General features: G+C 37.9%; 8 protein-coding genes. 1 reads left to right on the top strand and 7 read right to left on the bottom strand.

From position 1 onward, the window contains the following. The first annotated feature begins 446 nt into the window (after positions 1 to 446). Positions 447 to 2,999: a PBP1A family penicillin-binding protein gene (locus ABRT01_RS12245; protein ID WP_367747496.1), complete on the top strand. Its 2,553-nt coding sequence runs from the start codon at positions 447 to 449 to the stop codon at positions 2,997 to 2,999. Positions 3,000 to 3,262: 263 nt separating this feature from the next. Here the strand turns inward: ABRT01_RS12245 and ABRT01_RS12250 are convergent, their stop codons facing one another. The 7 genes from ABRT01_RS12250 to ABRT01_RS12280 form a co-directional block, all read right to left on the bottom strand. Beyond that, complete coding sequence (locus ABRT01_RS12250; protein ID WP_367747499.1) at positions 3,263 to 5,434, bottom strand: glycoside hydrolase family 84 protein; 2,172 nt, start codon at positions 5,432 to 5,434, stop codon at positions 3,263 to 3,265. Between the two features lie 525 nt (positions 5,435 to 5,959). Then, positions 5,960 to 6,643, bottom strand: a complete 684-nt coding sequence (locus tag ABRT01_RS12255) for a haloacid dehalogenase type II (RefSeq protein WP_269410294.1) — start codon at positions 6,641 to 6,643, stop codon at positions 5,960 to 5,962. Between the two features lie 68 nt (positions 6,644 to 6,711). Beyond that, positions 6,712 to 7,884: a metal-dependent hydrolase family protein gene (locus ABRT01_RS12260; protein ID WP_367747502.1), complete on the bottom strand. Its 1,173-nt coding sequence runs from the start codon at positions 7,882 to 7,884 to the stop codon at positions 6,712 to 6,714. A 230-nt stretch (positions 7,885 to 8,114) separates the two neighbouring features. Next, positions 8,115 to 9,527 carry a sodium:solute symporter family protein gene (locus ABRT01_RS12265; RefSeq protein WP_367747505.1) on the bottom strand — a complete coding sequence of 471 codons (1,413 nt, stop codon included), beginning with the start codon at positions 9,525 to 9,527 and terminating at the stop codon, positions 8,115 to 8,117. Between the two features lie 41 nt (positions 9,528 to 9,568). Beyond that, positions 9,569 to 10,702: a M24 family metallopeptidase gene (locus ABRT01_RS12270; RefSeq protein ID WP_269410298.1), complete on the bottom strand. Its 1,134-nt coding sequence runs from the start codon at positions 10,700 to 10,702 to the stop codon at positions 9,569 to 9,571. Between the two features lie 264 nt (positions 10,703 to 10,966). After that, positions 10,967 to 12,535, bottom strand: a complete 1,569-nt coding sequence (locus ABRT01_RS12275; RefSeq protein WP_367747509.1) for a PucR family transcriptional regulator ligand-binding domain-containing protein — start codon at positions 12,533 to 12,535, stop codon at positions 10,967 to 10,969. Positions 12,536 to 12,805: 270 nt separating this feature from the next. Further along, positions 12,806 to 13,918 (bottom strand): DUF871 domain-containing protein, encoded by a 1,113-nt coding sequence (locus tag ABRT01_RS12280; RefSeq protein WP_367747512.1) that lies wholly within the window; start codon positions 13,916 to 13,918, stop codon positions 12,806 to 12,808. Between the last annotated feature and the right edge of the window lies 1 nt (position 13,919).

Raw genomic sequence — 13,919 nt, forward strand, 5'->3', positions numbered from 1 at the left:
TCAGAAAACAAATCCCAATTCCGAGGATACTCTATTAATTTACACAAACTTATTGACAGTACCCAAACTTATAAACTTATAGTAATCAATAAGCTATAATTAGCATAGTATATACCGTTAACTCGATTACCCCAAAACAAAAATGTCACAACCCAGATTAAAATACGTTAAAATTGATAAAAAACGGGGAATTAGTAGAATAAGTATATGGTTACATCGCAAAAGTAATAGCTCACTATATACAATCAATAAAAAAGAGAGCAGAATCTGATATTTTAATAAGCAAAATGATGAAAGAACCAGACATATTAATAAAGATGTAGGTACAAATTTGTTATATCTATTCTGTTTTTCCACAATATCCATTCTACATATACCCTGTAGATGTTTTTATTTAACAGAAAGAAGTATCTAATAGATTACTAGATAAGCTAGGAGTGCTGCATATGTCCGACGAATACACTTCAAGACAAGAACGACGGCGACAACAGAAACAGAAGAAAACACGATCACACGGACGAAAAAGAAGCTTGTGGAAAAAGATTCTGCTCGGTCTCTGTGCGGCTTTTCTACTCGCGGTGATCGCATGCGGCATCACGATCGCTGTCATGATCCATGATGCGCCAACATTGAAGGCAAGTGACCTGCAAACGCCTCAGTCCACACGGATATATGATCAGGATGGAAAACTTGTCAGTACCGTGTTTCATGAGGAAAATCGAGTCAAAATACATATTGACGATGTTCCGGAAACAGTAAAAGACGCTGTCATTTCTATAGAAGACAAAAGGTTCCGCGATCATCATGGTATTGATTTCCATCGCTTGTTTGGGGCGGTCTTCGCCAATGTCAAAAACGGCTGGGGTGCAGAAGGCGGTTCGACCATTACACAACAAGTGATCAAACGGAGTGTGCTAACCCCGGAGAAAACACTGAAACGAAAAGTGCAAGAAGCATGGCTTTCTTTAAAATTGGAAAGGAAATACTCAAAAGATGAAATTCTCGAGATGTATTTAAATAATGTCTATTTCGGACACAGAGCGTATGGCATCAAAACGGCCTCAAAAACGTATTTTGGCGAGAACAATCTTTCCAAATTAAATATATCGCAGGCTGCCTTGCTTGCCGGTCTGCCAAATGCACCAAGCGCTGACGACCCTTTCAAGCATCCTGAACGGGCACAAAAACGCCGCGACCAAGTGCTGTCGGCAATGGAAAGCAATCACGTTATTTCCAAACAACAAGCTGATAAGGCCAAAGCCAAACCGATTTCCGAAATTATTAGGAAAGAAGAAAAAAAGCAGGAGAATAATGATGACCCTTATAATGCTTTTATCGATACGGTCTATGAACAAATGGTCAATCAGAAAAAGGTCGTCTCTGAAAAAGATTTCTACCAGGGCGGTTTGAAAATCTATACGACTCTTGATTCGAAAGCACAAAAAGCAGTTTACGATTTGATTCACTCGAAGGATATCCCTTATCCGGATAAACATTTCGAAACAGGAATCACACTTGTTGATACAAAAACGGGTGCTATCAAAGCAGTCGGAGGTGGGCGTCATTTCAAGGCGGTCGGATATACCAATTACGGCACCAATGTCCAAAATCAACCAGGTTCAACCATTAAGCCCATTTTGGATTATGCTCCAGCGATCGAACATTTGAATTGGCCCACATCGCACACACTGAGTGACGAGCCGTATCAGTACAGCGACGGAACACCAATCAATGAATGGGATAACAAATACTGGGGTGATATCTCGATGCGACGGGCTTTGGAATGGTCGCGAAACATACCCGCCCTAAAAGCGTTTCAGGCTGTAGGACAAGACAAAGCGCAAAAGTTTGCCAAAGGACTGGGTATCAAAATTGATCCGATCTTTGAATCAGCTTCGATCGGTGGTTTTGATGGTGTTTCTCCCTTACAAATGGCAGGGGCTTATGCAGCATTTGGTAATGGCGGTAAGTATCATGAACCATCCACGGTTAAAAAAATAGTTTTCCCGGACGGAAAGAAATGGAAGCCAAAATCAAAGCCAAAGAATGCCATGCATGATTATACTGCTTATATGATCACCGATATGCTCAAGACTGTCGTTGCAAGCGGAACTGGGACACAAGCAAACATTCCTGGGATACCTGTGGCGGGGAAAACCGGAACAACCAATATTCCGAACGATATCAAAGATCAATACGGCCTGGGAGATGGTGTGCTTGATTCGTGGTTTGTTGGATATACACCTCAATATTCCCTTGCAGTTTGGACCGGTTACCCATCGTTAAAAAATAAAGACGGCGATGTACAATATATCCGATATGACGGCTCACAGAATATTGCCATGCAGCTCTTCCAAACACTAATGTCCGAGATTTCGGATCCGAATATGGACGATTTCAAAAAACCGGATTCGGTGGTCTCCAGCGGTTCGGAACTGTATGTACGTGGTGCACAATATCAACCGAGCGAGGAACAAGCGGATCAAGGAACAAACGAGGAAAACCAAAATCAGGAAGAGCAACAAGAAACCACCGAACAACCTAATCAAGAAGAAAACACGGAAAATCAAGAACAAGAGGAAGAACAGGAGGAAGAACAGGACAAGGAAGAGGAACAAGCTAATCAAGAAGAAGACAAGGACAGCCAGGAACAAGAAGACGAACAGGACAAGGAACAACCGGATCAAGAAGAAGACAAGGACAATCAAGAACAAGAGGATAAACAAGACAAGGAAGAGGCAGATAAAGGAGAAGACAAAGAAGACAAACAGCAAGAAGACGAACAAGATAAGGAAAAGGCTAATCAAGAAGAAAACAAGGCTAATCAAGAAGAAGACAAGGACAACCAAAAACAAGAAGATCAACAAAAGAATAAAGAGGATGATCACAGCAGCGAAGATAATAACGACAACGAGCATAATAACAAAGATAAGAAAAAGGATAATGACAGTGAAAGCGATAATGAAAACAATAACTCCGAGGAAAATGACAGCAGTTGATCACTGCCATTGAGGTTGATGTACAATTCATCTTTGTATTATTGAATACGTACACTTGAATCAAAAAAGCCAAAATAGGCATCAAAAAAGTCCATCTATTTTTAGACTTTTCGATGCCTATTTTGTTGCTTGGGAAATTTTATTTTTTAAAAAGGGTTCCCTCCTCCGTTTTGATAGGTTCTTTGTGTAATCGTAGCTTGTTTTAAAAGAAAAGCGAGCGTAAAATCCCCCCAGCATAAACGCCAGAGGGATCCAACACCGTACTACTGCCACTTTTCAATTAGTATATCAGCATGCTTGACCAATGTTTTTGCCACATCTTCATCGATTTGACCAGCTTCCTGATATTTCGCAACCAATTGTTTCAAACTTTTCATGTGCTTTTCTGCCTTTTCGTATGACTTCACGTTGATAAAATGATCAAGTGACTTCAGATGAGTCTGCAACAAACGTGCATCAGACGCGTCCATATTACCTTGATCCGCTTCATAATCTACCAACGTTTGCATGCCCTGAATGGTCACCTTCTCCTGCAAATGATCAGTAAATGGTTGCAGTCTCTTTTGGGCAGGCTTTGCTTTTGTCGTTCCATCGATTAATGGCCGGTCATAATTCAGGCTTTGTTGTCTTAAGGCCGTTGCTTTTTCAATTACGTTCCATGCAGCTTGATTGTTACCATCCTCAACAGCAACGGCAGCCTTCAAGAATTCCTTATCAGCAAGTACCATATCATGCAATGCATTTACAAATGGCTCCAATTCTTCTTTCAGATTTTCATTCTTTGTTTTTGCCATAAAACCATCGGCCGCATCCGCAATCGTTTGGAACGCATCCATTGCTTCCGGAGATATTCCCTTTAATGATTCTCCGTTATCCAGCTTTTCCGTAAGCGAATCCAATAGTTCCTTAATATCTTCACTTTCAGATAGCTTTAAACCATTTGGATCCGCATCAGACATGTGCTTGGCAAGTTCATGCAATGCTTCCGCGGCGTCCGGTTCGATATACTTAAAGCTATCTTCCCAGCTTGTTTGCGCATCAAAATCCTCGGTATTCCATGTGTAATCGGCAATGGCAAAGATAGCAATCTTGGACGCCTCGGCTTCCTGCATTGGATTGGTTACAACGCCAGCAAGATTTTCGATACCAGGTTCCAGCATTTCTCCTTTGCCGAGGAAGACTCTTTGCATATCCACATCGTTTACCGGCCAATTCAGCCAAAATAGTGGATCCCTTCGTTCTACACCGTCATTGCTTTTGTTTTTAAAAACATCGATGGTACTTTGAACAACAGGTGCACAGGTAGTTGATCCTGTCCACAAAATATGGATATTATCATCGAAGCCTTTTTCATAAGCGTTTAGCTCATCCGGGTTCCAGGCCCAACCGGAGTTATAGCTTGCAGGAGTATAAAGCGTATCGCGCACATCGCCTTTTTCATCCGCCCATTCAGAAATGGAATGCATCAATTCAACGACATAATCCGTTGGCAGATTTCCAACATCGTCCCCATTGACACCGAATTGGCGCACCCCTACATCGTATAATTGATCAAATTTGGCAAGCAACTTATCGGTATTTTCATCAAGAACATCCATTGCCGCATCCTGCCCTTCCTCTCTGGCAAGTTCAGCAACTTCACCTAATGGGGAAATCGTCCAGATAAACCGTGTTTTCGTTTCTTCCCCGACGTCAGCCATTTCCCCTATTTCTTCCAGCTCCTCTTTCGGATACAGCTCGTCCCACTTTTCCCGATGGTAAGGATCATCCTTTGGTGCAAATACATACGAATTCATTTTGTGATTGCCGCCAAACCTCATGAGGGACATTCTATCTTCATTACTCCAAGGAATACCATAATACCCTTCAATAAACCCTCTAATCTCCGTATTGGCAAAATCGTTCACATGCATATTGCGAATCACCTGTTGCGGACTTTGAGCAAGAATCGCCTCCAGCGTAACAACCCCGTAAAAACTGGCATCGGTATCTTTTCCTAAAATCACGATGTTGTTATCGCTAACGTCCAATTGATAGGCATCGATTTGGTCAAAATCTATCCCTTCACTATCCACATGTTCGCTAGCATAGTTATCAACCGGACCGTTTGAATTTTTTGTACCAATCATCAGATTCACTTTATCCTTTGACGGCTCACTCGCAACAGATGGTGCTTCCAAACCATGATCCGTGAATGCTTTTTCCACCTTTCTTTTCGTCACACGATCAATCGTATCATCATAGATAACTTGAACTCCCTTGTTAAGCGACAGCATCCCATTACCGTATTCCACGCTATGGGGTGTTGGGTAAAATTCATATTCCTTTACAGGGCTTTTACCTGCTGCTTTTGCAACTGGCGTAAACATATGGGAAACCGTACCAAATAGCATAATAGCTGCGACCGTAACTGAGAAGACGACTCGTTTTTTCATCTGTTGATCCCTTCCTTTCCTGTATTGTTATCAACGTTCTAGGTAATGATAAAACTTGCTTGAATGACAGATTCCTCTGCACCTCCCTGTGAATTGTTTGGTCGGATATTGGGAATGAATACTTTTTGGATTGGAATATATCGATCTATCATTAGAATCAGCGGCGACATAAATAAAAGGCATGGCGATATCAATGGACTTTTTTTATCATCCATTTTCATTATCACCATGCCTGATCGCATCAGTAACATATGATCCAAATATTCCAATAACTTTATTCTATCATGACATTTGGAATAGTCAACAGAAAATAAAAACGTTTACAAAAACAGTAGTTTATTCCTGGTAATTTATGCTTAGCTTGTAAGCGATAATCCAATTGCTGGTCATGAACTCTACCCGATAACCACAAGTTATTTGCAGATCAAACAACGGAAGAACAATTAAATGGGCTGAAGTACAGGATCATCGACTACTCTTTTTATTCGACATTATATGACATAATTCGAGAAGAGACACCCTGATTTACTGGGATGCCAAACCCTTAATTAATAGTGAAAATGTCTTCATATCGCCAACTAAATAATCTTCTTTCACATCTACTGGGCGGGTTTCCCCATAGCGGTTGACCCAACAAGTGGTGATACCGAGTTCAGAAGCTGGCACAACATCATACTTAAATCCAAACCCTGTATGTAATATTTCAGATTTATCCAGATTTAGTTTATTCAAAAGCAGGTGAAAACCCTCATGATTAGCTTTGTATGCCCTAGCTTGTTCTGCTGTAACTATCTCATCAAAATCCACCCCAAGCCTTGATACCGTTTCTTCAATAATGTTATCATCTGTGTTCGTGAGCAATGCAATTTTCGTATATTTCTTAATCTCTAACAAAGCGTCTTTCGTATCAGGAAACGGACACCATCTCCCCATTGATTCAGAGAAGTAATCACTATCCGCCTCGGTAAACGGGTATCCAAAATGATTAAAAGCCATTTGTAATGTGTTTTTTAATACTTCCTTGTACGGACGATACTCATTTTGAATGTAATCAAATTGTACGTCCTCCCAATAACGTTGCAGTTGCACAATGTTTACATTTTCTACGCCGTTCTTTTTCAGTATCTCCTTGAAAACAAGTTGGATTTCGCCTTCCCAGTCAATTAATGTCCCAAAACAATCAAAAGTTACCGCCTTTGGCCATTCCATGTACTTATCACCCGTTTCTTTATAATATTATAATACTACCAATACTTCCCGTCTTATTATTCCATTAATCATGAATAAACTAACTCACCATTAACATACACCTTATCGACCGATCTTAAGTTGTTTAAGTCATTCAATGGATTATCTCGAAGGAGGACTAAATCTGCCTTATGGCCCTCTTTAATTTGTCCAACCTTTCTTCCCAAAATTGCACCAGCATTCGTTGTTGCCGTTTTCAAGATTTCCTTTGTATTCGGTATAAACTTATACATCATTAATAATTCATCTAATAATGCTGTATGAGGAGTAGACGGTGAACCAGCATCAGATCCTGCTCCGATTAATATGTTCCGGTCAAAAAAGGTTTTAAATGCCTTTTCATGTCTCCCAACAATTTCTAACGCTTTTTGTTTGGCGTATGCCGGTATTTCCTCCAGCGATGCAATCGTTTGGTAAACATAGAGCGTCGGATTCCATGCAGTCCCCCTCTCTTCCATCATTGTTATAAGCTCCTCATCTAAGTAATGTCCATGCTCAATTGTATCAACTCCGGCTTGTATTGAGTTCAAAATACCTTCTCTTCCAATTGCATGGGAAGCGACATTTAATCCAAATTTATGTGCTTCATCACAAATAACCCGCTGTTCTTCCATACTTAATTCCGCATTTCCGACTGATTCACCCTCATGCCGACCATACACGCCACCTGTAGAACTCACTTTAATAACTTCTGCACCTTTAAAAATCTGCTCTCGAACCCCCTTTAACGCCTCATTTGGACCATCCACAAACCTTGCCCAGAATGGATCATGACCACCAGTCATCGTTAACGTTTTCCCACTAGCAATTATAGTTGGTCCTTTAATAAGTCCTCTCTTTATGCCTTTAGCTACATGTAGCGCAATATCATCTACAGATCCAATATCCCTTATCGTTGTAATTCCGGCTTCAATATAGTCTTGGCAGTAGGACACTGCACGAATTAACATTTGCTCATAACCTTCTTCTTTTAAGGTGGATACGGGGTCTTTGGAACCATCCCACATGATATGAACATGTAAGTCTATTAAGCCCGGCATGAGATACTTTCCTTCTCCATTAATATATTTCAAGTGATCCAGATAATCTTTTTTGGGGAGTATTTTATAAATTTCTTCATTTTTAATCCAAACTCCACAATCATGTTTTATTTCCAAATCAGGACCTTGAAGAATTTGAACATTATCAATAACATATTCCATGACTGGTTCTCCTTTCGATTATTAAGAAGTGAGCATTTCGGTAAATACTCACTTCTTACAAAAACTTCTTAATTTTTAACTAAAATATAAGTGATTCAAGGATTCATTACAATAATTGCTTGAATACTCTCTTGTTCATATGGGATCTTATCTCTATATATTGTCCAAAGCTCAAAATAGTTTATTGCTGTAATAAAAAGATTATCGGGGTTAACTGAAGCCAGATTAACTCAATCATTTATAACAAATGAATCCTGATTGCTTTTAGCCACACCTTCCTTGTTTGTCAATAGACTAACAACAATTAAAGTTAGTACAGAAAGTGGCAGCGCAAACAAGACACTGTTCCAATCAAATGGTTTATTTAAGACAACTTCCCAGAAAATTGTACCTATTGCACCAACAATCATGGAACTCATAATACCAGCTGTAGTAGCCTTTTTCCACGTAACTGTCGCTAAAATGGCCGGTGTCAATGCTGCCCCATACATGGTATACGAATACATTTGTAATTCTAATACAGTTGGAAAATACATGCCCAATATATATGCTAAAACTCCAACCGCAACAACTGTAGCCCGATTATATTTCAACAATTTCTTATCACTAATATCTTTGTTGCTAAATCTCTTTAACAAATCATAGATAATATTCCCTGAAGCAGATAATAAATAGGAAGTAGCTGTGGTTATAATAAAGGCCACTGCCGCACACAAAACGATTAATCCTATCGCCAATGGCAAACCATTTATTGCCATATTCAACACCGCGGTGTCTGGAGCAATTTCAGGAAACATAACAATTGCGGAGGTAGCAATAATTATCGTTAAACTAATTACGAAACAACTACCAATAAAAAATCCGATTGTTGATCTTCTAGCAACTGTTGGATTTTTCGCGGCACCAAAACGCTGATACATATTCTGGTCTCCCAAAACAAGCAAAAATAAAGGTAAAAAGAACCCAAGAAGCTGGGGAATACTTAAACCACCATTCCAGGATTTAGTATTGCTTGGCAGCGAAAGAGATAATCCAGAAAATCCATCTACTGAATGGAGAACAAAAGGCAGTCCCAGCAGAAATCCGGCTACTATCAAAATGGCACTAATTGCATCTGTATACGCGACCGAAAATAATCCGCCACTTACCGTTAAAAAGATAACCAATACCCCTATAATAATTGAACCAATTCCAATTGGTAATCCAGTTGTAATTTGTAATACATAAGCGCCTCCAGTAAACTGATATGCCGTTATACCAATAAAGGCTAGTAAAATAATAATTGAAGATACCAGTCTAGCCGTTGTACCAAATCTTTTCTCAATCATTTCTGGAACAGTATATGCTTCGCCGGTTCTTATTTTTCCTGCCAAGAAATATAGTATAATCGTTCCTACTATTCCGCCAGACAAGTTGAAAATGGCGGCAAAGGGGCCATATTGATAGATGAAACTGGCCCCGCCAACCACAGTCCCAGAACCAACAAAAGTTGCCAAAAGTGTCCCGCTTACTACCCAAAGTGGTAAGGATCGTCCCGCAGCCATAAAATCCTCATTGTCATTTATCGATTTTTTACCAAAGTATACACCTACAAGTACCATGACTAATAAATAGACTACAACTCCCACGAGATATACATTCATATATTTAGCCCCTTTCGTACCCAAACAATTGCTTTAGTGAGTCAGAAACGTAAATCCTCCAATTCTTTGGCATAATTGGTGATTTGGTGAGAGCCATCATCTCTGAGTACGACTGTATCAGAGTGGCGAAAACCACCAACACCAGGTACATATAACCCCGGCTCGACGCAATAAACCATTCCTTCCTGCAAAACAAGATCATTATCATATCTTAAAGAAGGTTCTTCATGTAAGCCTATTCCAATTCCATGTCCGGTCCTATGAATACTGTATTCTTCAACATCGTGTTTTATAAATATTTGTCGAGCCGCCTCATTGACTTCTTTTGCTGTAATTCCTATTTTTATGGTATCCAGGGCAGCCAATTGTGCTTCATGTGCTATTTTAAATAAATCCTTTTGTTTATCCGTTGGCGTACCGATAAAAAAGGTTCTCTCACATTCAGCACGGTAACCATTAAGTCCTACCTGACGGCTGTGAATAGAAATATCGTTATCGTGAAACTTCCTCGTATTTGAAAATACATGTGGCAAGATACTTCTATCTATTCCTGACGGAGTCATCACAAAGAAATCCAACGTTGAATCCGGATGTTTTTGTGCAACTTCTGCAAATAAAGCTTGATTTCCAAATTGATCAAGTTCAATTTCGGTTAGTCCTGCACTTGCATTCTCTAGGGAATTTTTTAGAGCCAGGCTTACTAATCTTCCTGATTCTGTGATTAAGTCAATTTCTTCCTGGTCCTTGATATATCTCATTTTTTCAATATCTTTATCAATATTAACCAGTTCGAATCCTGCTTTTTTCATCATATTACCTAATTGAAGTGGTAGGGAAGAAAATTCAACACCAACCCTTGTGCCTGAAGGATAGGATGAAACTAACGTTTTTAAATGTTCAATGTGGGATTTACCTTTGCTACCTCCAATTAAGGTTTCATGATAAACATATAACCTGTCAGCTTTTGTCACAGTTTTTGCATGGTTTTCCTCCAAAGAGGGAACGATTAAGCTTAACGTATCAGAATCTACAGTTAAGACGATAGGCCTTGAATAAGTAATTGCTTTTAAGCCAGAATAGTAAAATTGGTTCTCAAAATTCATTATCACTGATAGATCAATTTCCTTATTGGCCATTATTTCTCTTAATTTGTTTACCCTTTTTGTTGTATCCATCCTCAACACCCCTATAATAAAATTTAAATAGACAGAATAAATACCGCATATAACAATATTGGTAACGCTAACATTTTTTAATTGACCTACATCTTATGGTAATTGTTCTTTTTAAGATTCTGTTTCAAGATAATAAAGTACAATGTTAATACTTATCGAGTTTCATTAAATAGTCAGTATTAATATTCTGTTAGTACATTTTATTATGTTAAAGGAGAATTTTCATTGTCCTGGAGGAACAAAAATATTTCCGTTTTTTGTTCCTTACGTTTGATGGCAATATTTATTCCGACTCTTACATTCCATTTCATATAATCTTAAAGCAATCTCAAATAGCAGGTAAGTTTCGGGATCCTCAAAATTTACACCTTTATACAATTCCTTAATTTTTGCTATTCTGTACTTTATCGTGTTTTTGTGGACGAATAATTCTTCTGCACTTCTCTTCAGGCTAAAATAATTATTTAAATAAACTGTCAACGTGTTCACCAATTCAGAATCAAACGTTTCATCATGATTTATTAGAGGCTCTAACAGATTATAAATGGAACTTTGCAATATGTTCCTTTGTCCAAGTGCAATAAGAAATTTATCAAGACCTAAGTCTTTCCATTGATTAACCATATTCTTTCTTTTTTCTCCTACTCTGATGCCTATTTTTGCCTGCTCATACTTCTCTTGAATACTATCTACATTAATATTTCTTGATTTCTCACTAATTCCAAAAAATATATTTTCATAACGTTTATCCAGTTTATTCAAAAAGTCAGTTGATATTTCATACCTTACAATGCAAATAATTTGATTGTCATATATCCACAATAGAGAAGCCGGATCTATCTTATTTATAATTAAATATATATCTTCATAGACATTATTTAATACAACCAAATCATCGGATTCAATCAAATAAAGATAGTTTGCTTCTTTGAGATGGGGGGATAAGTCATGAAAGTCCATTTGCTCAGGCTTAGACGGTTTTAATACAGATTCTATAATCTTCATATCACGGTTTTTTACATATTTTTCAATAGAACTTCTTTTTACTGCATCAAGCAACAAAGCAGTTTTACCATAATTAATAATTGACCAATCAGATAAACTTAATTCCTTTTCTACACAAATAACTAAAAACCCGTAGAAACTCTTGTTGTCAATGATGGGAAATAATTTAAAATAATTATCTTCAAATTTGTAATCTGATATTTCCCTATTTAAAGTCTCTTTCTGTTCCATGATTTCTTTTGCAATACGCTGTAATTTAGATATACTAAAATCAGTATTAAGTTGGAAACTCTTAACATTAAATGACTTATCAATATTTAAAACTGATAATCCCAACTGTTTTCCCATAGTGGATACGATATATTGTGCATCCTTATCAAGCGCTGCTGCTCGTAACATTTTAATATTTACCTGTTCCATTTTTATGCGTACATCATTTGCATCTATCATTAATAACTCATTGTAAACTTGCATAATTTGCTGATAGGAAATTTCTTCAGGAATGACAAACATGGGAAAATTGTTGACATTAGCAAAGTTAATTACTTCCTGAGGTATTTCTTTTATAAAAACAGTGTGCACTCCAACAGCACTAATTTCTCTGTTCTTTAGCCAATTTAAATGTTCAATAATATTAGCTGATTCAAGAAAAGACTTAAATGTTGTTAAAAGAACACCATTCTCTTTTATACGCTCACTTTTAAGTGCAAATTCTTGTATATTTATATATTCTATTTGCTTGTCTATTCCATCCTTGCCAGATATAAGCTCTACGTTATGGGCTTCCAATTTATCCAATAAATGTCTAACTGTTATAATTTTGGGCACCTCAACTCTACATGAATTTTTGAAAGAGAGATCCTAATTAAATTTATTTTAATTATACCATGTTTCAAAAAAAGACATCCAAATTATCCATGGCTACTCTGAGAAAATACACCCGTGATCAATACAAATCAAAATAATAAAAAATAGCCAACAAAAAATGGTTCCGATCGTCAAAAAACGATGATCGGAACCATTTTTAAGTTGTTTTTTGACTAGTTATGTCCCAGCCCCCTTGTCATAAACATATGAAATCCTTTGTTTTACAGTAGATTACCATTGATTTTCAATTCCAAAAGTGGAGCGTTTAAATATAAATGCTGTCCATGGTTGCAAATAATCTAGTAAAAAGTGAGATTCCTCTTTTAATTGACCTACAACGTTTCGATCACCATCGTTTTCCATATCCTGCAAAGCAATTTGTAATTCTCCCTTATATTGACCAAAGTGGTTATTACAAATGATGACATCTCCTCTTTTGACAGGGACAGTATCATGCGGTGGGAAATCTCCTTCTTTATATTTCACCCTTGATGAAGTGGAACGGATCATATATGCGGATCGATCCCCTCTGTATTGATGCTCTTCTTCTAATACGATCTTCATTTCTATATCCGTTACATCTTTAGCAAGTTCCACCTCAAAAGAGGGTAGTGTTGAAAAGTAAGCCTCTGACATCTGTTGCAGTTCCCTTTTTGTCGCATAAGCGTTTCCAATGATCAAATCATCAATCATGTCCATCAAACGAAAATGCGTTGCCTGCATCTGAATGGGAAGATTTCTATGCTGCTCAAGCGTACATAATCCGGCTTGCACTGGCCAGGGACCAATATCTCCATGTTGGGAAGTTACAAATGCTGCAGTTTTGAGATTATATTTTTGAAACATTTTTGTTGTCTGTTCAAAATGTTTCTGGGAAATCCCAGAGTATTTCTGTGGGTAGAAATTATGCGATGCATATAATCTTTCTGTGTTAGGCTGATAACTCGTCACATGATCGATATAGTTAGTGCCACTGCTCATATTCACTTCAATTTTTAACCCGTGTGCATTCCTGGTCATTTTTGCCTCTTCTGCACCTGTAAAACCAAGATCCAAGCGAATCCCCGCAGCTCCTAGTTCTTTGAAAAAACGCAGATCATCATAACTAACTCCTAATTGGTCAAATAACTCCGGATTGATATCCAAGATGGTTTCCATCCCAAGTGAATTGCCATATTCTATAACGTTCTTAAATTTTTTAACGACCTCGTCCGTATCTCCCGTTATTTCGAGCAAACTCGTGAAAATTCTTGTAAATCCTAATGAACGAGCAAGATCCAAATACGATTTATCATCTTCAACATTACTTCTTGACGGATAAATCGATACACCAAGTTGTTTCATG

Origin of the sequence: Lentibacillus sp. L22, from assembly GCF_040812445.1 — a bacterium.
Taxonomy (GTDB): Bacteria; Bacillota; Bacilli; order Bacillales; family Amphibacillaceae; genus Lentibacillus_C; species Lentibacillus_C daqui.